Annotated in this window: 21 protein-coding genes; 10 read left to right on the top strand and 11 right to left on the bottom strand. The window is 69.6% G+C overall.

The window, feature by feature from the left end; translation table 11 throughout:
- Positions 1–328: 328 nt before the first annotated feature.
- Positions 329–1,819, top strand: a complete 1,491-nt coding sequence (gene pyk, locus ACF3M1_RS13075) for a pyruvate kinase (RefSeq protein WP_394005274.1) — start codon at positions 329–331, stop codon at positions 1,817–1,819.
- A 7-nt stretch (positions 1,820–1,826) separates the two neighbouring features.
- On the opposite strand, the gene ACF3M1_RS13070 is transcribed toward pyk, so the two are convergent.
- Positions 1,827–2,243 (bottom strand): hypothetical protein, encoded by a 417-nt coding sequence (locus ACF3M1_RS13070; protein WP_394001312.1) that lies wholly within the window; start codon positions 2,241–2,243, stop codon positions 1,827–1,829.
- A 375-nt stretch (positions 2,244–2,618) separates the two neighbouring features.
- Between ACF3M1_RS13070 and ACF3M1_RS13065 the strand changes: the two genes are divergently transcribed.
- Positions 2,619–3,623, top strand: a complete 1,005-nt coding sequence (locus ACF3M1_RS13065; protein ID WP_394001310.1) for a class I fructose-bisphosphate aldolase — start codon at positions 2,619–2,621, stop codon at positions 3,621–3,623.
- Positions 3,624–3,733: 110 nt separating this feature from the next.
- Here ACF3M1_RS13065 and ACF3M1_RS13060 read toward each other — a convergent pair whose 3' ends face one another.
- Positions 3,734–4,252, bottom strand: coding sequence for an O-acetyl-ADP-ribose deacetylase (locus tag ACF3M1_RS13060; protein WP_394001308.1), 519 nt, complete (start codon positions 4,250–4,252; stop codon positions 3,734–3,736).
- Between the two features lie 123 nt (positions 4,253–4,375).
- On the opposite strand from ACF3M1_RS13060, the gene ACF3M1_RS13055 reads away from it, so the two are divergent.
- Complete coding sequence (locus ACF3M1_RS13055; RefSeq protein ID WP_394001306.1) at positions 4,376–4,858, top strand: hypothetical protein; 483 nt, start codon at positions 4,376–4,378, stop codon at positions 4,856–4,858.
- Between the two features lie 119 nt (positions 4,859–4,977).
- Here the strand turns inward: ACF3M1_RS13055 and cysK are convergent, their stop codons facing one another.
- A complete protein-coding gene (cysK, locus tag ACF3M1_RS13050) occupies positions 4,978–5,937 on the bottom strand; it encodes a cysteine synthase A (protein WP_394001305.1) in 960 nt (319 codons plus the stop codon).
- A gap of 174 nt (positions 5,938–6,111) precedes the next feature.
- On the opposite strand from cysK, the gene ACF3M1_RS13045 reads away from it, so the two are divergent.
- The 6 genes from ACF3M1_RS13045 (at position 6,112) to ACF3M1_RS13020 (ending at position 14,074) form a co-directional block, all read left to right on the top strand.
- The gene (locus tag ACF3M1_RS13045) at positions 6,112–7,233 is read left to right on the top strand and encodes an efflux RND transporter periplasmic adaptor subunit (RefSeq protein WP_394005273.1); all 1,122 of its coding nucleotides are present in this window, start codon (positions 6,112–6,114) and stop codon (positions 7,231–7,233) included.
- A complete protein-coding gene (locus ACF3M1_RS13040) occupies positions 7,230–10,364 on the top strand; it encodes an efflux RND transporter permease subunit (protein WP_394001304.1) in 3,135 nt (1,044 codons plus the stop codon). Before ACF3M1_RS13045 ends, ACF3M1_RS13040 begins: the two co-directional genes overlap by 4 nt.
- Positions 10,357–10,899 (top strand): GNAT family N-acetyltransferase, encoded by a 543-nt coding sequence (locus ACF3M1_RS13035; protein ID WP_394001302.1) that lies wholly within the window; start codon positions 10,357–10,359, stop codon positions 10,897–10,899. Before ACF3M1_RS13040 ends, ACF3M1_RS13035 begins: the two co-directional genes overlap by 8 nt.
- Positions 10,900–10,977: 78 nt before the next feature.
- On the top strand, positions 10,978–12,414 hold the full coding sequence (locus ACF3M1_RS13030) for an alanine/glycine:cation symporter family protein (RefSeq protein ID WP_394001300.1): 1,437 nt from the start codon (positions 10,978–10,980) through the stop codon (positions 12,412–12,414).
- Complete coding sequence (locus ACF3M1_RS13025; protein ID WP_394001298.1) at positions 12,411–13,268, top strand: TrmH family RNA methyltransferase; 858 nt, start codon at positions 12,411–12,413, stop codon at positions 13,266–13,268. The genes ACF3M1_RS13030 and ACF3M1_RS13025 overlap by 4 nt, the downstream gene beginning before the upstream one ends.
- Positions 13,269–13,285: 17 nt before the next feature.
- Positions 13,286–14,074 (top strand): class I SAM-dependent methyltransferase, encoded by a 789-nt coding sequence (locus ACF3M1_RS13020; RefSeq protein ID WP_394001296.1) that lies wholly within the window; start codon positions 13,286–13,288, stop codon positions 14,072–14,074.
- Between the two features lie 196 nt (positions 14,075–14,270).
- On the opposite strand, the gene ACF3M1_RS13015 is transcribed toward ACF3M1_RS13020, so the two are convergent.
- The 4 genes from ACF3M1_RS13015 to ACF3M1_RS13000 all read right to left on the bottom strand — a co-directional run bounded on the left by ACF3M1_RS13015 (position 14,271) and on the right by ACF3M1_RS13000 (position 17,388).
- On the bottom strand, positions 14,271–15,701 hold the full coding sequence (locus ACF3M1_RS13015) for a M28 family peptidase (RefSeq protein WP_394001294.1): 1,431 nt from the start codon (positions 15,699–15,701) through the stop codon (positions 14,271–14,273).
- Positions 15,702–15,797: 96 nt separating this feature from the next.
- Positions 15,798–16,238, bottom strand: coding sequence for a large-conductance mechanosensitive channel protein MscL (mscL, locus tag ACF3M1_RS13010; protein ID WP_394001292.1), 441 nt, complete (start codon positions 16,236–16,238; stop codon positions 15,798–15,800).
- 33 nt (positions 16,239–16,271) lie between these two features.
- Positions 16,272–16,997, bottom strand: coding sequence for a fumarylacetoacetate hydrolase family protein (locus ACF3M1_RS13005; protein WP_394001290.1), 726 nt, complete (start codon positions 16,995–16,997; stop codon positions 16,272–16,274).
- A gap of 85 nt (positions 16,998–17,082) precedes the next feature.
- Positions 17,083–17,388, bottom strand: coding sequence for a hypothetical protein (locus ACF3M1_RS13000; protein ID WP_394001288.1), 306 nt, complete (start codon positions 17,386–17,388; stop codon positions 17,083–17,085).
- Positions 17,389–17,464: 76 nt separating this feature from the next.
- On the opposite strand from ACF3M1_RS13000, the gene ACF3M1_RS12995 reads away from it, so the two are divergent.
- On the top strand, positions 17,465–17,815 hold the full coding sequence (locus tag ACF3M1_RS12995; RefSeq protein ID WP_394001286.1) for a Rieske (2Fe-2S) protein: 351 nt from the start codon (positions 17,465–17,467) through the stop codon (positions 17,813–17,815).
- A 24-nt stretch (positions 17,816–17,839) separates the two neighbouring features.
- Here ACF3M1_RS12995 and ACF3M1_RS12990 read toward each other — a convergent pair whose 3' ends face one another.
- From ACF3M1_RS12990 to thiS, 4 genes are all read right to left on the bottom strand, one after another.
- Positions 17,840–19,687 carry an SLC13 family permease gene (locus ACF3M1_RS12990; RefSeq protein ID WP_394001284.1) on the bottom strand — a complete coding sequence of 616 codons (1,848 nt, stop codon included), beginning with the start codon at positions 19,685–19,687 and terminating at the stop codon, positions 17,840–17,842.
- A 130-nt stretch (positions 19,688–19,817) separates the two neighbouring features.
- On the bottom strand, positions 19,818–20,558 hold the full coding sequence (gene trmB / locus ACF3M1_RS12985; RefSeq protein ID WP_394001282.1) for a tRNA (guanosine(46)-N7)-methyltransferase TrmB: 741 nt from the start codon (positions 20,556–20,558) through the stop codon (positions 19,818–19,820).
- Between the two features lie 10 nt (positions 20,559–20,568).
- Positions 20,569–21,366: a thiazole synthase gene (locus ACF3M1_RS12980; protein WP_394001280.1), complete on the bottom strand. Its 798-nt coding sequence runs from the start codon at positions 21,364–21,366 to the stop codon at positions 20,569–20,571.
- Between the two features lie 242 nt (positions 21,367–21,608).
- Positions 21,609–21,809, bottom strand: a complete 201-nt coding sequence (thiS, locus tag ACF3M1_RS12975; protein ID WP_394001278.1) for a sulfur carrier protein ThiS — start codon at positions 21,807–21,809, stop codon at positions 21,609–21,611.
- Positions 21,810–21,970: the final 161 nt, after the last annotated feature.

Genomic DNA, 21,970 nt, shown 5'->3' with positions numbered 1-21,970 from the left:
CCGGGCAGACGTCCCGTGCGTTGCGTGGCGCGTTCCGGGCGTATGCGGCATCGTGCGACGCGTGTCTGGACGCAGAGAACTGCTCAGCTGGCGAAGGCTGGAGTCGCACTGGCGACGCCCAGGTCCCCAGCACGCTGCCTTGCTCTGATGTCCAGCGCGTGCCCCCCGTCACTCGATGACGAGGCGTTTTGGCCTGTGCCCGCGCGCGGCCGCGTACTCGCGGGCGCATTTTCCAGTAATGTCCGGAAGCGCGCCGGGGAGCGCGTAAACCGTGCGCCTGCTGCTGCGCAACATGCCTTTGACTACCGGTGGACACTACACTCGGCCCATGACCACGACAGACCTTCCTTCCGTTCCGGCGCACCGCCGCCGCACCCGTATTCTCGCCACGCTCGGTCCTGCAACCGACGCGCCCGGAATCCTCGATGCGCTGATCGCCGCCGGCGTCAACGCGGTCCGCCTGAACTTCTCCCATGGCGATCCGGCGTCGCAGAAGGCGCGCGCTGACGCCGTTCGCGATGCGGCCGACCGCGCCGGTGTCGAGATCGGCATCCTGGCCGACCTGCCCGGCCCGAAGATCCGCATCGAGAAGTTCGCCGAGGGCAAGGTGCAACTGCGCGCGGGCGCGCGCTTCGATCTGGTCGCCGATCCCGAAGCGCCCCTGGGCACCGTCGACGAAGTCGGCGTCAGCTATCTCGGCCTGCCGGGCGATGTCGAAGCAGGGGACGTGCTGCTGCTCGACGACGGCCTGATGCAGTTGCAGGTGACCGCGGTCGAAGGCGCGCGCATCGTCACCACCGTGCTCAATGACGGCGTGCTGTCGAATCGCAAGGGCCTGAACAAGCAGGGCGGCGGCCTGTCACTGGGCGCATTGACCGATCACGATCGCGAACTGATCAAGGTCGCGGCCGACATCGGCGTCGATTTCATCGCGGTCTCGTTCTGCCGCAACGCCGCCGACATGGAAGAAGCGCGCTCGATCGCGCGTGCCCACGGCAGCGATGCCGCGCTGGTCTCGAAGATCGAGCGCACCGAGGCGATCGACAACCTGGCCGAGATCATCGACGCCAGCGACGTGGTGATGGTCGCGCGTGGCGATCTCGGCGTGGAGATCGGCGATGCCGAACTGCCGGGCCTGCAGAAGAAGATCATCCGCGAATCGCTCGCCCGCAACAAAGTGGTGATCACCGCGACGCAGATGCTGCAGTCGATGGTCGAAAGCCCGATGCCGACGCGCGCCGAAGTGCTGGACGTGGCCAACTCGGTCATCGACGGCACGGATGCGGTGATGCTCTCGGCCGAGACCGCGGCCGGTGCGTATCCGGTGCGCGCGGTCGAGGCCATGGCGCGCATCTGCGTCGGCGCCGAACGCCAGTTCGCTCACGAGACCGATTTCGAGAAGGCGCAGCGCAATCTGGAACGCGCCGATCATGCGATCGCGATGGCGGCGATGTTCCTGTCCGAGCATGTGGGCGTGGGCGCGATCGTTGCCATGACCGAATCCGGCGGCACCGCGCGGTACCTGTCGCGCTTCCGCGGCGGTGCGTCGATCTATGCGTTTGCCCGCCATGACGGCGCGCGCCGGCGCATGTCGCTGATGCGCGACGTGTTTCCGTTTAACTACGACAGCCGCGGCCAGACCCCGCGCGAGGCGGCGCGCGGCAGCGTGCGTCTGCTGGTCGAAGCCGGCCTGCTCAGTCCCGGCCAGCGCGTTGTGTTCACCAGCGGTGAGCACATGGAAACCCATGGCGCCACCAATACGCTGCGCCTGCTGCAGGTGGGCGAGGACGGACGGGCCGAGGGCCTGGGCGAGCTCTGACTACGCTTCATTCGGCGTTTCTCCCGATCTCTCCGGAGGTCGGGACGAACCCGGGATGGCGGAGGCGGTCCGCTTCGCCGCTAGCGGCGAGGCGGACGATGGTCATGGAGATCGCCGCGTCGGCGATCCCGCCCTGGAACATCGGGCGGGCATTGGCCCGCTCGGCAGAGGCGGCTGATTCGGTGATCCGTGCCCGCGCGTCACGCCCATGTCCCCGGACCCGTCGCACCGCCGCCTGACGTGGCATCGCCCAGTAGGAGCGCGCGCGCGATGGGGCGTTCCCGCAAACAGCCTTCGCGCGCGAGCGCGCTCCTACGCGGAACATTGCGAGGGCTGCGTCCGCGCCGTGCGAATCCGCCGCCCTCTGCATCATCGGCTGCGGGTGCTGCACCGCGCGTCTCGTCACCGGGTCGTTCGGGTCCATCCAGCTCCGGCAGGCGGCGTGTGCCTGCACGCCGGCTCGCCGGGCAGAGGGCTGCAACGGCGTCGCAGGCTCTGCTGGAACGTGGCCGCAGTGGTCATTGCATGGCCGGTGGCGGTGGCATGTGCCTGCTGCGGTGCGCATCCCCCACCGTGGGGGGCGAATGCCACGACGCGACGCATGAGGGTGGCTCTGGCTGTCGCCGTCGCCCGGGTTCCGGCTGCGCCGCGGTGGGGCGTCAGGGCCGCGATGGTCGTCGCCGTGGGCATCGGCCTTCACCGGCGTCCGGCGCACGACCGTGTCAGGGGTCCGGTTCGGGCTGCAGGAATGCCCCGGGCTATAATCGCGCCCCTCCCGTCGCGACCCCGGAACCCCGCTATGAGCATCGAACAGCTTGCCGAAACCGCCCAGGCCATGGTGGCTGCCGGCAAGGGCATCATCGCGATCGATGAATCGACCGGGACGCTCGCCAAGCGCTTCGAGGGTGTGGGCATCGCCAACACCGAAGAGAACCGCCGCGCCTACCGCGAGCTGCTGCTGACGACGCCCAAGCTGTCGGACCACATCAGCGGCGCGATCCTGTTCGACGAGACCATCCGCCAGTCCACCAGGGACGGCGTGCCGTTCGCGAAGTACCTGACCCAGCAGGGGATCATTCCCGGCATCAAGGTCGACAAGGGCACGCACGCGCTGGCCGGCTTTCCGGGCGAGCTGGTGACCGAAGGTCTCGACGGCCTGCGCGCGCGTCTGGAGGAGTACTACAAACTCGGCGCCCGGTTCGCGAAGTGGCGCGCGGTGATCACCATCGGTGAGGACATGCCGTCGGGCACCTGCATCGAGGCCAATGCGCATGCGCTCGCGCGTTATGCCGCGCTGTGCCAGGAGCAGGGTCTGGTGCCGATGGTCGAGCCGGAAGTGCTGATGGACGGCGATCACGACATCGAAACCTGCTACGAAGTCACCGAGGTGACGCTGCGCGGCCTGTTCGACGCGCTGTACAACCAGAACGTCATGCTCGAAGGCACGATCCTCAAGGCGTCGATGGTGCTGCCGGGCAAGGACAGCGGCGAGACGGCCGAGCCCGACGAGGTCGCCGAAGCCACGTTGATGTGTCTGAAGTCGGCGGTGCCGGCGATCCTCCCGGGCATCGTGTTCCTGTCCGGCGGGCAGAGCGACGAGGATGCAACCGCGCATCTGGACGCGATGAACCGCATGGGGCCGAACCCGTGGCCGCTGTCGTTCTCCTATGGCCGTGCGATGCAGTCGGCCGCGCTCAAGCTGTGGTCGCAGGACATCGTCAACAACGTCGCCAAGGCGCAGTCCACCGTCCACGCACGCGCCAAGGCCAACGGGCTGGCAGCGCTGGGCAAGTGGGACGGCTGATTCGTTCGCGCTCGGCGTGATCTGACCGACGCCGGCTTCATGCCGGCGTCGTTCGTTCCGGCAGGCTGCACCCCCGGCCCGATGCGGCAACCGTTACGTCGTATGCGCGTTCAGCGATCGAGTGCGGCGACATAGCGCGCACGCATCGCGGCGTCGTGGCAGCAGAACACCACCTCGATGGCCGTGTCGTCGACTCGTGCACGGACCGTGGCGACTGCGATCGAGACCGCGGCCTCGGCGGGATAGCCGTAGACACCGCAGCTGATGGCGGGAAACGCGATCGAGCGTGCGCCGGCAGCGGTCGCGAGCGCCAGGCTGGCGTCGTAGCACGCGGCCAGCAGGGCGGCCTCGCCGGCATGGCCACCGCGCCAGACCGGTCCCACCGTATGCACCACGTGACGCGCCGGCAGGGCGAACCCGGGCGTGATGCGCGCCTCACCGGTCGGGCAGCGCACGCCGGGCGCGACTTCGGGCACGCGGCGGCAGGCCTGCAGCAGGGCGGGACCGGCTGCGCGATGGATCGCGCCGTCCACGCCGCCGCCGCCGAGCAGCGAGGGGTTCGCCGCGTTGACGATCGCATCGACGTCGCAGCGGGTGATGTCGGCCTGGAGCGCGCGGATCGAAACCATTCGCGGAGTCTGCCCGGGGCCGTGTAGTGGGCCCGCGACCGCGGACGCCGGCCGGGACCACCGCCCCGTCACCGCCGCCGGTGCAGACTTCGAAGCCCGTTCTCGAACACGTGGAGGCACCCGATGTCCGCCGTGACCCATGCCGGACGCGTGCACGCACCGCTGGCCGTGCACGACGCGCTGCGGCGCGGCAAGCCCGACGAGGCGGTCTCGCTGTTGCGTGACGCCAACCCGGGGCTCGGCCGTGACGACGCCCGCGTCGCCGTCCAGCGGCTCGCCGAGAATCCCTCGGACCCGCTCGACCACGACGACCCCTTTCGCCCGTCCGGCAGCGCCGTGCCGACGGCGACCGACACCCTGCCGAGCGCCGTGGCTGCGAAAATCGCGACCGGCAACACGGTCGACGCTGCGCGTCGGCTCCGCGATGCCAAGCCGGGCCTCAGCGATGCCGAGGCGCGGGAGGCCGTCGCCAAGCACTGCTCGCCCTTGCTGCGCGAAGCCCGTGAGGAAACCGTGGTCTACGGCGACAGCGGCCGCTACGGCTGGCTGGGCTGGGTGGTCGCGCTGGTGATCGTCGGCGGTGGACTGGCGATCTGGCTCGGCTGAGCGCTCGGCCCGCAGGAAACGAAACGTGTAGGAGCGCGCTTGCGCGCGACAGGCGTTGCCAGGCAAGCCATCGCGCGCGAGCGCGCTCCTGCAGAAGCGCCATGCGGGTGGTCAGCCGATCACGGCAGGCCGGCCAGCCAGTCGTCGTCGGAGCCTTCGTTGATGTCGGCGAACAGCGGCGTGGAGAAATAGCGCTCGCCGGTATCGGGCAGCATCGCCAGGATCACGTCGCCGTCGCGCGCGGTCTTCGCCACTTCGAGCGCCGCGGCCACCGTGCCGCCGGCGGAAATACCCACGAACAGGCCTTCTTCGGCGGCGAGCCGGCGCGCGGTCTCGATGGACACCGCATCGTCGATCGACAGCACCTGCGCGGCGATCTCGCGGTTGAGCACCTCGGGCACGAAGTCCGGCGTCCAGCCCTGTACCTTGTGCGGCGCCCACGCCTGGCCCTGCAGCAGCGCGGCGCCCGCCGGCTCGCAGGCGGTGACCTTGACCTCGGGACGCGCGACCTTCAGCACTTCGCCCACGCCGGTGAGCGTGCCGCCGGTGCCCCAGCCGGTGACGAAGTGATCGAGCCGATGGCCGGCGAAGTCGCGCAGGATCTCGGCGGCGGTCGTGCTGCGGTGGTAGGCGGGGTTGGCCGGGTTGGCGAACTGGCTGGCCAGGAACCAGCCGTGCTCGTCGGCCAGTTCCTTCGCACGGCGGACCATGCCGCTGCCGCGCTCACCGGCGGGGGTCAGGATGACCTTGGCGCCGTAGGCGCGCATCAGCTTGCGGCGTTCGATCGAGAAGGTCTCGACCATCGTCGCCACGAACTTGTACCCGCGCGCGGCGCAGACCATCGCCAGTGCGATGCCGGTGTTGCCGGACGTGGCCTCGACCACGGTGTCGCCCGGCTTGAGCAGGCCCTTGGCCTCGGCGTCGAGGATGATCGCCAGCGCCAGCCGGTCCTTGACCGAGCCGCCGGGGTTGAAGGATTCGACCTTGGCGTAGAGTGCGACGTTCGGCGGGGCGATGCGGTGCAGGCGGACGATCGGCGTGTGGCCGATGGTGTCGAGGATGCTGTCGTACAGGGCCATGGGGGAAAGCCTCGGCGCATGCGCGTGGCGCGGCCCCTCAGACTGCGCCAGAACGCATGACCGTGCCAGCGGTTGACGTGGAACGCTGTTTTTTCGCCACCATCTCTTGGCACGGTCAACGTCACGCGGCGACGGGTAAGATCGGGCGGTTTTCCCGGTCGCGCAGGTTGTCCCTTGCTTCAGCATTCCCCGAATCCCCGTCCGCTGTTCCGGCGCGCGTCCATTTTCGTCCTGGCATTGGCGCTGACGGCGTGCGGTGGCGCGGGCCAGGAATCCGCCCCGCGGGGTGAAGGCGGCGCCGCGGTCCCGGTCACCACCACGACCGTCGAGCCGCGCCAGTGGAACGACACGGTCGCCGCGCTGGGCACGGTGAATGCGCGTGAATCGATCACCGTGACCGCCAAGGTCAGCGAGATCGTGCAGCGGGTGCATTTCGACAGCGGCGACGAGGTCGCGGCCGGCGCGGTGCTGGTCACGCTGTCGGGCAACCAGCAGCAGGCGTCGCTGCTGGCTGCCGAGGCGGCCGCCAACGAGGCCGAGCAGCAATACCGTCGCGGCAACGAGCTGGTCGATCAGCAGCTCATCGCCCGTGCGTCGATCGACACGCTGCGCGCCACCCGGGATGCGGCCCGCGCCAACGTGGCCGAGACCCGCGCCGACATCGGCGACCGCACGATCCGCGCGCCGTTCGCCGGCGTGCTGGGTCTGCGCCAGGTCAGCACCGGCGCACTGGTCACCCCGGGCACGCCGATCGCCACGCTCGACGACATCGGCGCGGTCTACGTCGACTTTCCGGTGCCGGAGACCCGGCTGTCGGTGGTCGCCCCCGGCCAGCGCGTGTTCGGCCGCAGCGCGGCGTATCCCGCAACCGATTTCGAAGGCGTGGTGCAGACCGTCGACGCGCGCGTGGACCCGGACACCCGCGCCGTGACCGTGCGCGCGACGTTCGGCAACCCCGACCGCCAGCTGCGCCCGGGCATGCTGATGCAGGTCCGCCTGGAGCAGCGCTCGCGCGAGGCGCTGATGATTCCGGAGATCGCCGTGATCCAGGTCGGCCGTGACACCTTCGTCTACCGCGTGCGCGAGGACGAGTCGGTGGAGCAGGCGCCGGTGGTGATCGGCGTGCGCGATGGCGGCCTGGCGGAAATCGTCGATGGCCTGGATTCGGGCGCCCGCATCGTCGTCGACGGCACCGGCAAATTGCGCCCCGGCATGCGGATCACCGAAGGCTCCGTGCAGGAGGCGAAATCGCAGCCCGCCGACGACATCGGCCCCGCGGGAGGCGCCGCGCAATGAAGATGTCCGATGTCTCCATCAAGCGGCCGGTGTTCGCGGTCGTCATCAGCCTGCTGCTGGTGGTCCTCGGCATCATGTCGTTCAGCCGCCTGACGCTGCGCGAACTTCCGAACATCGATCCGCCGATCGTGTCGGTCGACGTGACCTATCCCGGCGCGTCGGCGGCCGTGGTCGAGACCCGCATCACCCAGATCCTCGAGGATGCGCTGGCCGGCATCGAGGGCATCCGCACGATCGAATCGCGCAGCCGCAACGGCCGCTCCGACGTCACCATCGAATTCAGCCTGACCCGCGACATCGAGGCCGCCGCCAACGACGTGCGCGACGCGATCAGCCGGGTGGCCGACCGCATGCCGGTCGAGGCCGATCCGCCGGAGATCTCCAAGGTCGAGGCCGACGCCGACGCGATCATGTGGCTCAACCTGCGTTCGAGCACGATGAACACGCTCGAGCTGACCGACTACACCGACCGCTACATCCTCGACCGGCTGTCCTCGCTCGATGGCGTCGCCCGCGTGCAGCTCAGCGGCGGCCAGCGCTACGCGATGCGCATCTGGCTGGACCGCGATGCGATGACCGCGCGCGGCGTCACCGCAACCGAGGTCGAATCCGCGCTGCGCGCCGAGAACGTCGAACTGCCGGCCGGCCGCATCGAATCGGCAACCCGCGATTTCACCCTGCGCGTCGAGCGCGGCTATCGCGAACCCGAACAGTTCGCACAGATTCCGGTGCGCCGCGGCGACGATGGCTACGTGATCCGCATGGGCGACGTCGCCACGATCGAGCTGGGCTCGGCCGAACGACGTTCCTACATGCGCAGCAACTCGGTGCCGAACGTCGGTCTCGGCATCGTGCGCACCTCGACCGCGAACGCGCTCGACGTGGCCCGCGCGGCGCGCGCCGAGGCCGAGCAGATCCAGAGCACATTGCCCGAAGGCACCGAGATTTTCGTCGCGGCCGACAATACGGTGTTCATCGATGCGGCGATCACCCGCGTCTACTGGACGCTGTTCGAGGCGATGGCACTGGTGTTCGTGGTCATCTGGCTGTTCCTCGGCAGCCTGCGCGCGGCGATCATTCCGGCCGTGACCGCGCCGGTGTGCCTGGTGGCGGCGTTCACCGCGCTGTACGCGTTCGGCTTCTCGATCAACCTGCTGACCCTGCTGGCACTGGTGCTGTGCATCGGCCTGGTGGTCGACGACGCGATCATCGTGCTGGAGAACGTGCAGCGCCGCGCCGATCTCGGCGAACCACCGATGGTGGCCGCCCGGCGCGGCACGGCGCAGGTCGCCTTCGCGGTCATCGCGACGACCGCGGTGCTGGTGGCCGTGTTCCTGCCGGTCGGTTTCATGGAGGGCAACTCGGGACGCCTGTTCCGCGAGCTGTCGGTCACCCTGGCCGGCGCGGTGGCGCTGTCGGCGTTCATCGCGCTGACGCTGACGCCGATGATGTGTTCCAAGCTGGTGCGTCGCCAGCAGAAGCCGCGGGGCCTCAACGCCTGGACCTCCCGCCATCTCGATGCATTGAGCCAGCGCTACGGCGGCCGCATCGGAACGCTGGTGCACATGAAGCGGGGGCGCCTGATCCTGCTGATGGCGGTCGCGATCGGCGCCTGCCTGACCGCGGCCCTGCTGCTGTTCTGGCGCGTGCCCAGCGAACTGTCGCCGGCCGAGGACCGGGGCCGCTTCTTCGTCGGCGTCGACGGACCGGAGGGCGCGGGCTACGACTACACCGTGGCCCAGATGCAGCAGGTCGAGCAGATCTTCGCCCGCTACGTCGGCGACGACCAGCCGATCCAGCGCGCCAACTCGCGCGTGCCGCGCGGCTGGGGCGGCAGCGAGGACATGCACACCGGGCAGGTCATCGTGTTCCTGCAGGACTGGCGCGACCGCGACGTGCCGACCAGCGAGGTCGTCGAGAGCCTGCGCGCGGAATTCGCCACGCTGCCCGGCGTGCAGGTGCGCGCCAACGTGCCCGGCGGCCTGGTCAGCAGCCGCGGCCAGCGTTACCAGCTGGTGCTCGGCGGGCCGGACTACGCCGAGATCGCGCAGTGGCGCGATCGCATGCTCGCGCGCATGCGCGAGAACCCGGGCATCCAGGATCCGGATTCCGATTACAAGGAAACCCGGCCGCAGATGCGCGTGGACATCGACCGCGCGCGCGCGTCGGATCTGGGCGTGTCGGTGCAGGAGATCGGCCGCACGCTGGAAACGATGATGGGCTCGCGCCAGGTGACCACCTTCGTCGACAGCGGCGAGGAATACGACGTGCTGCTGCAGGCCGGGCGCGAGCGGCGCATGTCGCCGTCGGACCTGCAGGACACCTTCGTCCGCGGCCGTGACGGCGCGCTGGTGCCGCTGTCGAACCTGGTGACGCTGAGCGAGGTCGCCGAGCCGGGCAGCTTCAACCGCTTCAACCGGCTGCGCGCGATCACCATCGCCGCCGGACTGGCGCCGGGCTACACGATGAGCGAGGCACTGGAATGGACCCGCCAGGTTGCTGCCGAGGAGCTGCCCGATTACGCCCAGGTCGACTGGAAGGGCGAGAGCCGCGAGTTCCAGGAGGCCGGCGGCGCGGTGCTGCTGACCTTCACGATGGCGCTGCTGATCGTCTACCTGGTGCTGGCGGCGCAGTTCGAGAGCTTCATCCATCCGCTGTCGATCATGTTGACCGTGCCGCTCGCGGTGCTCGGCGCGCTGCTCGGCCTGTGGGCGACGGGGGGCACGCTGAATCTCTTCAGCCAGATCGGCATCGTCATGTTGATCGGCCTGGCCGCGAAGAACGGCATCCTGATCGTCGAGTTCGCCAACCAGTTGCGCGACGACGGACGCGACGTGCGCGAGGCGATCACCGAGGCGGCGAAGGTGCGCCTGCGCCCGATCCTGATGACGGCTGCGGCGACGATCGTCGGCGCGGTGCCGCTGGTGGTCGCCGGCGGGCCGGGTTCGGCCAGCCGCGCGACGATCGGCGTGGTGATCATCTTCGGCGTCGCGTTCTCGACCCTGCTGTCGCTGTTCGTCGTGCCCGCGTTCTACGCGCTGCTGGCGCCGTTCACCCGGTCGCCGGAGGCGCTGGCGCAGGAGCTCGAACGCCTCGAAGCCGAGACGCCGGCCGTGGGCGGCCATGCCTGATCCCGGACGCTGGGACGGCGTGCGCATCGACGGCGACGGCTTCGTCCTCCGCCGCTGGTGTGCCGCCGATCTCGACGCGCTCGTGCGGCACGCGGACGATCCGATGATCGTCCGCGGCCTCAGCGACCGGTTCCCCCATCCCTACACCCGCGCCGACGGCGAGGCGTTTCTCGCCGGGCGCGTCGTCGACCTGCACGCGCCCGTGCTCGCGATCGAAATCGACGGCGAGGCCGGCGGCAGTGTCGGTGTGCGTCATGCGGCGGCGGGCGAACGTGCGCATTCGGCCGAGCTCGGCTACTGGCTGGGCCGCGCGCACTGGAATCGCGGCGTGATGCGCCGGGTGATCGCGGCCTATGTGCCTTGGGTGATGCAGGCGCTGTCACTCATGCGCCTGCATGCGACGGTGCTCGACACCAACCCGGCCTCCGCGCGCGTGCTTGCGGTCAACGGGTTCGTCGAGGAAGGGCGCCTGCGCCACGCGATCCGCAAGCCCGACGGATTGCACGACCTGCGCGTGTTCGGCCTGCTGCGCTGACGCGCGTTTCGCGATTCGGCGCGCTTGGGTGAGAATCCGGTCAGCGGCGTCGACGTCGCACCAACCGGGGAGCTCTGCGTGGAAACCTTCGTCAACACCCTCAACGGCTACGTCTGGAGTCCACCGCTGGTCTGGCTGTGCCTCGGCGCAGGCCTGTACTTCTCCATCCGCACGCGCTTCGTGCAGATCCGCCAGTTCGGCGAGATGATCCGGCTGATGCTGGCGGGCGGAAAATCCGAGGCCGGCGTGTCCTCGTTCCAGGCGCTGGCGATGTCGCTGTCGGGTCGTGTCGGTATCGGCAACATCGCCGGCGTCGCGACCGCGATCGCCTTCGGCGGGCCGGGCGCGGTGTTCTGGATGTGGGTGATGGCCTTCCTCGGCGCGTCGACCGCCTACATCGAATCGACCCTGGCGCAGATCTACAAGGAGAAGGACGACAACGGCCGGTATCGCGGCGGCCCGGCGTACTTCATCGAAAAGGCCATGGGCCAGCGCTGGTATGCGTGGATCTTCGCCATCGTGACCATCATCGCGGCCGGCTTCCTGCTGCCTGGCGTGCAGGCCAACGGCATCGCGGCGGCGGCGCAGAACGCGTGGGGCATGGCGCCGGCGGTGACCGCGGCGATCGTGGTGATCGGCCTGGGCTTCATCATCTTCGGCGGCGTCAAGCGCATCGCGCGTTTTGCCGAGGTCGTCGTGCCGTTCATGGCGCTGGCCTACATGCTGATCGCGCTGGTGATCATGTTCCTCAACGCGAACGCGCTGCCGGAGATGTTCGGTTTGATCCTGCGCAGCGCGTTCGGCCTCGAGGCCGGCATCGGCGCGGTGCTGGGCCTGGCGATCGAATGGGGCGTCAAGCGCGGCATCTATTCCAACGAGGCCGGCCAGGGCACGGGCCCGCACCATGCGGCCGCGGCCGAAGTGTCGCACCCGGCCAAGCAGGGCCTGGTGCAGGCATTCTCGGTCTACGTGGACACGCTGCTGGTGTGTTCGGCGACGGCCTTCATGATCCTCTCGACCGGCATGTACAACGTGATCGCGCCCGCCGGCGACATGCTCCGCGAGGCCTTGCCCGGCATCGCCGTCGGCCCCGGCTATGCACAGGCCGCGGTCGAATCGGTGCTGCCCGGCTGGGGCGCGAGCTTCGTGGCCCTGGCGCTGTTCTTCTTCGCGTTCACCACAATCATCGCGTACTACTACATGGCCGAGACCAACATCGCGTACATCAACCGCCGCGTGCACCGGCCGTGGCTGATCTACGCGCTGCGCTTCGTCATGCTGGCCGCGGTGACGTTCGGCTGCATCCGCACCGCGGAAATGGCCTGGACGCTCGGCGACATCGGCGTGGGCCTGATGGCCTGGCTCAACATCATCGCGATCCTGATCCTGCAGAAGCCCGCGCTGGTGTCGCTGCGCGACTACGAGGCGCAGCAGAAGCTCGGACTCGATCCGGTGTTCGACCCCGACAAGCTCGGCATCCGCAATGCGGAGCTGTGGCGGACGATCAACCGATGACCCGCTCTCCGTATGGTCCGCGCGGCGGCAACCGGGACGGACGCGAATCGCCGTGGGGACGTCGTGCCGAACCTGCGCCTGCGCCCGTCGTCGAGTCTGCTGCGTCGTCCGAGGACGCGGCGGCGCCGCGCGAGCTCCGTCTCTATGGCCGCAACGCAGTAGACGCGGTATTCGCGCGTCGGCCGGAGGCGATCCGCAAGGTCTATCTGCTCGAAGCGCGCATTCCCCAGCTGCAGCCGCTGCTGAAATGGTGCGCCGCGAACCGGGTCGGCTATCGCGTCGTCGCCGAGGACGATCTGCGCAAGCTCGCGGCAAGTTCGCATCACGAGGGCATCGTCGCCGACGTCCTGCGCGAGGCGCCGCAGTCGCTGGGCGCCTGGCTGCAGGCCCTGCCCGACGGACCGGCATGCGCGCTGTGGCTCGACGGCGTGGGCAATCCGCACAACCTCGGCGCGATCCTGCGTTCGGCGGCGCACTTCGGCGTGTCGGCGGTGCTGCTGCCCAAGACCTCGCCGCTGGCGCTGTCGGGCGCCGCGGCGCGCGTTGCCGAGGGCGGCGCGGAAGCGGTGCCGTTCGTGCGCCTCGGGCGCGACGACAACGCGCTGGCGCAGCTGCGCAGCGCGGGGTTCTCGCTCGCGGCCACCGTCGTGCGCGGCGGCGAGAATCTGTTCGCGGCACGCCTACCCGAGCGTCTGGTCTACGTGCTCGGCGCCGAAGGCGAGGGCATGGACGCCGAACTCGCGAAGGCCTGCGACCTGCGGCTCGGCATTCCGGGCAGCGGCAAGGTCGAGAGCCTCAACGTGTCGGCAGCGACGGCCGTGCTGTTGGCGCAGTGGGCGGCATGCCCGCGTTAGACGCCGGTTGGGCAACGGTGGACGAGTGGTCGTGCGATGCGCCCCGTGTGCTCGCCGACGATCGTCTGCCGTCGGCAGGAGCGCCCCTGCCGGGCATCTGCGACGCCTGTGGCGCGGCAGATGGCTTCCACCCACTGCAGCACCCGTCCGACGGCCGCGAGGGCCTCCATTGCAAGGCATGCGGGTGCATGGCGCGGCAGCGGGCGGTGGCTCGCGTTCTGGCGGGGCTTCTGGACGAGACGTCGTTGCCGAGCGTCTATTTAACCGAGCAGGCAAGCCCTCTTTACGTCGCCCTGCGTCGCCGATTCCCGGCGACCATCGGCTCCGAATATGTCAGTCGCCGTTGGCGCCGCTTACGACTGATGCTGTGGCTCTGGCGGCACGGCGTCTTTCAGCGCATTCGCCGCGGCGACGTCACCCGACTCGGCTATGCGGACGCGTCATTGGATGCGGTATCGAGCCTGGATGTTCTCGAACATGTGCCAGACGCGGACGCCGCATTTCGTGAGCTTGCGCGCGTGATCCGGCCTGGCGGTTCTCTCGTGGCGACAGTGCCCTTCTATCAGGACGCCCCGTTGAGCACGCGGATTGCATCACTGGACCTGGGTGGGAACGTCGTCTTTCATGGGACGCCCGAGTATCACGGCGATCCGTTGGGCGGCGGCGTCGTGTGTTTTCACCACTTCGGCTGGGACCTGCCCACGCTGCTCACCAATGCAGGCTTTTCCGCCGCGCACCTGCGTTATGTGCGTGATCCCGAGCGTGGCTTGCCTCACGGCATCTGGGTGCTTCACGCGCGACGCTGATGCGCCCCACGCACGTCATCGGCCGTGTATGGCTGCCTGGCGGAGTGTCTTGAGCATTGCGAGCACAGGCTCCGGGGCATCTGCGCGCGCGCATCGTCGACGCGCAATGGGTTGGGTCCGTGGGAGCGTGCTCGCGCACGCGCCGGTGGCGCCGCCTGTCAGCACGACGCGCCCCACATCCCCGGTTCCTCCCGCCTCAGTGCGCCGGCGCGTCCTCGGCCTTCGGCGCACTGCCGAACCCGCCCTCGGATTCCGCCGCCAACCACGCGAAGACCGCGTAGGCCGCGGTGTTCTGTGCCACCGCGTCGGGATCCACCTTGTCCAGCGTGTCGTCGGCGTTGTGATGCAGGTCGAAGTAGTCGGTGCCGTCCTGGCCCAGCCAGCCCCAGGCGCCGCCCTTGGCCGCGAGCGGTGAGATGTCCGGGCCCGGGCTGCCCTTGTCCTCGAGGTAGTCGATGCCGAGCGGGCGCAGCACCTCGGCGATCGCGTCGCTGGTCGCGCGCTCGCCGGCCGGCGCGCTGGTGTTGAAGCCATAAATGCGGCCGGCGCCGAAGTCGCTTTCAGCGCCGATCACGTGGTGCGCGATCACATCCGCGCCGCCGTGCGTCTCGGCGTAGGAACGCGCGCCGATCAGGCCCTGCTCCTCGTTGGCGAACGCGACCACGCGCACGGTGCGCCGCGGACGCTGCGGCAGCTGGGCGATCAGATGACCCGCGGCCATCGTGATGCCGACCCCCGAGGCGTCGTCGACCGCGCCGGTGCCCAGATCCCAGGAGTCCAGATGCCCGGCGATCAGCACGATCTCCTCGGGCCGCTCGCGGCCGGTGACCTCGGCGATCACGTTCTGCGAGGTGTACTCGCCGTTCCAGCCCACATCCAGCGCCAGATGCACGTCCACCGCACCGAGTCGCAGCAGGCGCGTCAGCTGGTCGGCATCGGGCAGCGACAGCGCCGCGGACGGAATCGGCGTGACGTCGGCATCGAAGCGGGTGATGCCGGTATTGGCGACGCGGTGCGGGCTGGTGCCGATCGAACGCATCAGATAGCCGGCTGCGCCCTTGCGCGCGGCGATCGACGGGCCGCGGCTGCGCACCGGGCCGGCGACGCCGTAGCCGCTGCCGTCGCGCGAGCGCGCCATCGGCACGTCGACGAAGACCAGCTTGCCGCGCAGCGTCGCGGGATCGGCCGCTTCGAGCGCGTCCAGGCTGTCGAAGCGCACGAGGCCCGCAGTGACGTCACCGGCCGGGCTGCCGCCGAGGGCCGTGATCACCAGCGGCTGCGCATGCGTGCCGACAACGGCGGCGCGTTCGCTGCGCCGCTCCCACTTGGGGAACGTCACCGGCTCGGTCCAGACCTTGTCGTAGCCGAGCGCCGCGAACCGGGCCTTGGCCCATTCGACCGCGCGCGCGTCGGCCTCGCTGCCGGGCAGGCGCGGGCCGATCTCGGTGGTCAGGGATTCGATCAGCGCATAGGCGGTCGCGTCGCCGAGCGCGCGTTCGCGCAACTGGGCGGCGGCATCGAGCGTCGCCTGCGGCAGCACGTCGCGCGCGGACAGCGGCGCGGCGGCCAGCAGGGCGCCCGACAGCAGCGCAGCGACGAGGGGCTTGAGGAACAGGGCAGGACGCATGCGCGATCTCCGGAAGGGACAAACGAAACGGGCCGCGGGCATTGTCGCCCGCGGCCCGCTCGTATGCGATGTGCCGGACGTGTCCGGTCGCATGGATCAGGCGGTCGGCGTGCCCGGGGCCCGGATCGAATCGCGGATCTCGCGCAGCAGCTTCACTTCCTCGCTCGGCTCGGCCGGCTTCTCGGGCACGGGCGCTTCGGCCTGCTTGCGCTTGAGCCGGTTGATGAACTTGACCACGAGGAAGATCGCGAAGGCGACGATAACGAACTGGATCATCGTGTTGATGAAGAGGCCGTAGCCGATCGTGATCGCGGGGATTTCCTCGCCCGTCGCGGCGTCGAGCGAGGCCTCGCGCAGGACGATCGCCAGGTCGGTGAAGTCGATGCCGCCGATCAGCCAGCCGATCGGCGGCATGATGATCTGGTCGACCAGTGCGGTCACGATCTTGCCGAACGACGCACCGATCACCACGCCGACGGCGAGATCGATGACGTTGCCGCGGACCGCGAATTCCTTGAACTCGGCGAGCATGCCCATGGTGTCTCCTGCGCTGATAGGGAAGCGCGGCGACTATAGCGGCGGCGAAGTGATCCTGCAGTGCAGTTCGAGCACGTCGTCCAGCCGCGCCTCGCAGGTGTCGCCGGGCAGCAGCGCGGCCACGCCCGCCGGCGTGCCCATGAAGACCAGGTCGCCGGCGCGCAGGGCGAACAGCTTCGACAACTCGTGCAGGATTTCGGGCACGTCCCAGATCAACTGGTCGAGGGGCGAGGTCTGGCGGAGTTCGCCGTTGACCCGCAACGACAGGGTGCGGCCCGCCAGCTCGCCGACCTCGGCCGCCGGGACGAGCGCGCCGATCGGCGCCGAGGCGTCGAAGCCCTTGGCGATGTCCCACGGCAGGCCCTTGGCCTTGGCCGCGGCCTGCAGGTCGCGGCGGGTGAGGTCCAGGCCCACGGCATAGCCGTAGACGAGCGCAGCGGCATCGTCGACGGACAGCTCGCCGGGCGGGGCGTCACGACCGAGTGCGGCGACCAGCTCCACCTCGTGGTGCAGATCGCGCGTCGCCGTGGGGTAGGGCACATCGGCCGAGACCACGATGGCGTCGGCCGGCTTGGCGAAGAACACCGGCGTGCCGCGATCGGCTTTCGAAGCCGGCGCCTCGGCGCCCATCTCGCGGGCGTGGTCGGCGAAGTTGCGGCCGACGCAATAGATGCGCCGCACCGGAAACGTCCCGCCCCCGCGGACGGGCACGCGGGTGGGCGCGGCGACGGGCACGACGTCGACGGAAGATTCGGTCATCACTGGCCTCGGCGCACGGGCGCCAGTCTGAGGAAGAGAACGAGCGACGCCGGGCGATGCCGACGTCGGGGCCTGCGCGAACGGCTCAGCGCAGAACGGGCTGGTCGCGATCCCGGACCACCCGGTATTCGGCATCGACGACGCGGGCATCTGCCTGGCGCGCGTCGGCGCCACGGCTGCCGCGCACCAGCAGGCGACGGGTGATGCCGAACAGGATCATGGCCGCGCCGATGAACAACCCCGCCACCAGCAGCACCGCGAGCAGTGCCACGCCGGTCAGACCCAGCAGCACGCGCAGCAGCGGATGCCGCGGCTTGCGCGGCGCGAACATCGCGCGCACACCGGAGGCGTCGAAGCGGGCATGGAGATCGCGGAAGAAGGCGTTGGACATCGTCGGGTCGAGGCTCGTGACACAATCGGCGTATTGCCGGGCGACCAGTATCGGCCGTGCCTCGATCGGAGTTGTAATGTCTTCGTTAAATCTGCGTGAGGGCGAGTCCCTGATCGCGCTCGACGCGGTCGATGACGGCGGGTTCGCCGAAGTCGAGGCCACGATCGACGGCGATGCCGAATCCATCGTGGTCCATCGCGACGGCGATGCGGTGCGGGCGTGGCTCAACATCTGTCCGCACGCCGGCCGCCGTCTCGACTGGGCGCCGGGCCGGTTCCTGCGTTCGAAAGCGGGCCATCTGGTCTGCGCTGCACACGGCGCGAGCTTCTCGGTGGACGACGGCCTGTGTGTCGCCGGGCCCTGCCGGGGTGAATCGCTACGTCCGGTGGCCGTGAAGGTGCAGGACGGCGAGATCGTGCTCGCCTGACCCAGCGCCGCGCGCTGGCTACGGTCAGAACAGCAGATTGACCATCAGCACGACGATCGCGGTGTAGACCAGCGAGATCGGCAGGCCGATGCGCCACAGCTCCTTCGCCTTGTAGCCTGCCGGGCCGATGATCATCGACATCACCGGATTGGACTGGGTGACAAAGTTGTTCGACGCCGCCAGCGCCACGATCAACGCGAACGCGGTGGGATTGCCGCCCGCTGCGAGCGCCAGGTTGATCGCCAGCGGCACCACGACGATGGTCGCCCCGACGTGGCTGATCACCATCGAGAATGCGGCGGTCAGCAGGGCCACCGCCAGTTCGAGCACCCAGATCGGCAGTCCGGTCGGCAGCCGCTCGATGGTGTGGCCGGCGACCCAGGCCGCCGCGCCGCTGGAATCCATTGCCCAGCCCAGCGGGATCAGACAGGCCATCAGGAACACCGTCTTCCAGTTGATGGCGCTGTAGGCCTCGTCCATCTTCAGCACGCCGAACACCAGCATGCCGGCGACACCGGTCATCAGTGCGACCGCGGTGGGAATGCGCGACGACAGAGCGATGAGCATCGTCACGGCGAAGATCGCCATCGCGATCTTGAACTTGTGCGGACGCTGCTCGCCCTTGGGGTAGTCGGTGACGATCAGGAAGTCGAGCGACTTCGCGGTCTTGGCCAGGTCCTGCCAGATGCTGTGCAGCACCAGCATGTCGCCGGCGCGAAGCGGCATCTTGCGCACGTCCTCGCGCAGCACCTGCTTGTCGCGGTTGATCGCCAGCAGGCGCACGCCGTACTTCTTGCCGAGGCTGAGCTCGGCGGCGGACTTGCCGATGAACTTCGACGTCGGCGGGATCACCGCCTCGGCGATGCCGGCGCGGCTCGGATTGAACAGGTCGCCGAAGTGGCGCAGGCGCGTGCTCATGCGCAGGAACTGGTTCTGCGCGAAATCCGCGACCTGCTGCCGCGGTCCCATCGCGCCGAGCACGCTGCCCACCCAGATGCGGGTGTCGGCCGGCGGCGCGAGGCGCGACTCGTTCTCCGACTTCAGCGCCAGCAGCAGGGGCGCCTCATGGATGCTCTCGGCTTCGGCGAAGGTCATGCCGACCAGGGGGCTGTCTGCGGTGACGGTGAGTTCGAAGACGTCACCGTCGATGCCGTAGGCACTGGCGAAATAGCTCTGCGTCCGCGCCGGCGTGACGTTGCCTTCGACGGCGTCACCCGGCTCGGTGAGCGCGCGGTTGCCGCGGAAATGGAAATAGGCGAGGCCTGCCACCAGCAGCGTGAGGCCGATCGGCAGCGGCGCGAACATGTTCAGCGATTCCAGCGTCGCCGCGCCCGAGGGCAGGTTCGCGTTGGCCGCGGTCAGCAGATCGTTGAGCAGGATCAACGGCGAACTGCCGACCATCGTCAGCGTGCCGCCCATGACGATCGCCACGCATACCGGCAGCAGGATCTGCGCCAGCCGCAGCCCGGAGCGCGAGGCCAGACGCGCGGCCACCGGCATATACAGCGCCATCACCGACGGGTTCTGCATCACCGAGGAATTCAGGCCGGCGGTCGCCGACGTCAGCAGCAACAAATGGTCCTCGCGCCCCTTGGAGCGACGCAGCAGCCAGCCCGCGAGCCGGTTCAGGGCGCCGGTGCGGTCCAGCCCCATGCCGAGGATCATCGTTGCGATCACGCTGATGACCGCGTTCGACGAGAAGCCGTTGAACACGTCCTCCGGCGCGACCAGGCCGGTCAGCCCGAGCATCACCAGCACCACCAGTGCGACGAGGTCGGCACGCACGCGCTGGAACACGAACAGCACCATCGTGAGCCCGACCAGGGCCAGCACGATCTTCATGTCGGTGGTGAGCGCGAGCGCGGTGTCCATTAGGGCCGGGATTTGGGATTCGGGAGTCGGGATTCGGCAGGCCGCTGCCACAGTACGGGCCAGGCCCGCCTACAGGATGTGCGGTGCGATGCAAGCGAGCAGTCGGGCGCCTGTTCCAATCCCGAATCCCCTATCCCGAATCCCGGTCGTAAATCAGATCCCAGACGCCGTGCCCGAGCTTCTGGCCGCGGGTCTCGAAATGCGTCTGCGGCCGCCATGCCGGACGCGGCACATGACCGCGTGCACCGGCGCGGTTGCGCAGGCCGGGGGTCGCGTCGAGCACGTCCCACATCTGTTCGGCGTAGTCGGCCCAGTCGGTCGCCAGGTGCAGACGGCCGCCCGGTGCGAGCTTGCGGACCAGCAGCGCGGCGAACTCCGGCTGCACCAGCCGTCGCTTGTTGTGGCGCTTCTTGTGCCAGGGATCGGGGAAGTAGATGCGGATCTCGTCGAGCGTGCCGTCGGCGATCTCGTGGCTCAGCACCTCGACCGCGTCGTGGTGGTAGACGCGCACGTTGCGGGCCCCGTCGGCGGCGAGTGCGTTGAGCACGCGGCCCACGCCTGGCGCGTGGACCTCGATGCCGATGTGGTCGCGCGCGGGATCCTGGGCGACCGAGAAGCGCAGTGCATCCCCGTTGCCGAACCCGATCTCGACGATCCGCGGCGCCTGGCGTCCGAACACGGCGTCGAAATCCCGCGGTGCGCCGGTGTAGTCGAGCCCGAGTTGCGGCCACGCCGCGTCGAACGCGCGCTGCTGCGCGGGTGTGAAGCGGCCCTGGCGCAGCACGAAGCTGCGCACTTCGCGCCGCCCCGCGGTGACGGTGAACGGTTTGGCCGGTGCCTTGGCGCCGCTGCTGGAGAACGGATCGGTCATGCGGCGCGGGTCAGCCCACCAGGCCGTCGACCGGCGAGGACGCGCTGGCGTAGCGCTTGCGAGGAATGCGGCCGGCGAGGAAGGCTTCGCGACCGGCCTCGACCGCCTTGCGCATCGCGCTGGCCATCAGCACCGGATCGCGCGCGCCGGCGATCGCGGTGTTCATCAGCACGCCGTCGCAGCCGAGCTCCATCGCGATCGCCGCATCGGACGCGGTGCCGACGCCGGCGTCGACGATGATCGGCACCTTGGCGTTCTCGATGATCTCGATCAGGTTGTACTTGTTCTGGATGCCCAGGCCCGAGCCGATCGGCGCGGCCAGAGGCATGACCGCCGCGCAGCCGATCTCCTCGAGGCGCTTGGCCAGGATCGGATCGTCGCTGGTGTAGACCATGACGTGGAAGCCGTCCTTGACCAGCTGCTCGGCGGCCTTGAGCGTCTGCACGACATCGGGGAACAGGGTCTTCTGGTCGCCCAGCACTTCGAGCTTGGTCAACGGATGGCCGTCGAGCAGTTCGCGCGCGAGGCGGCAGGTGCGCACGGCGTCCTCGGCGGTGTAGCAGCCGGCGGTGTTGGGCAGGATCGTGTAGCGGTCCGGCGGCAGCACGTCGAGCAGGTTGGGCTCGCCCGGGGTCTGGCCGATGTTGGTGCGACGGATCGCGACGGTGACGATCTGCGCCCCTGCGGCCTCGGTGGCGCGTCGGGTTTCGTCCAGATCCTTGAACTTGCCGGTGCCGGTCAGCAGGCGCGAACGGTAGGTCGTGCCGGCGATGACAAGGCCGGCGTCTGCATGGGATGCGGTGCTCATCGCAGGATTATCGCCGAAGCGGGCGCGAGATGCGTCGTCCCGCGCGCGCCGCCAGGCACCGGCGTCGCTGTGCGCCGATGGCGCGCGGCATGGCGCAGGGCCGAAGCGGCAGCGCGGCCCGTAACCCTGCCGGCTCGCGACATGCCGATGCGCGCCGTGCCTCCGGCGCGAATACTCCTGCGGCGGCGCGGACGCGCCACGCGATCGCACCGCGACCGGGGCGCGTTCAGCCAATCGACGGCTCAGCCGCCGCCGAGCGCGTGCACGATCTCCACGCGATCGCCGGCCGCCAATACATGGGTCGCGTGCTGGCCACGCGAGACGATCTCGCCGTTGACCTCGACCGCCACGCGGCGGTCGGCCAGGCCCTGCGCGGCGAGCAGCGCGGTGATGGTGGTGTCGGAGGCGATCGCCAGCGTGTCGCCGTTGAGTTGGATGTCCATGCGGCGATTGTCCCCGGAGCGGGCCCGGCATGCACGCCATGCCGCAGTGCGGCGTGCCGCTGCGGGAGGCGGCATGGGACCATTCCGCAATGCGGTCCCGTACGGGGGCCGCCGCCGCGGACGCTGCGATGCGTCCGCCCTCATCGCTCCCCCATCAAAGA

Origin of the sequence: Luteimonas sp. WGS1318 (genome assembly GCF_043187535.1) — a bacterium.
Classification (GTDB): Bacteria; Pseudomonadota; Gammaproteobacteria; order Xanthomonadales; family Xanthomonadaceae; genus Luteimonas.
Note: the sequence above shows the minus strand (reverse complement) of the source record. Positions and strands in the feature narration are given on the sequence as shown.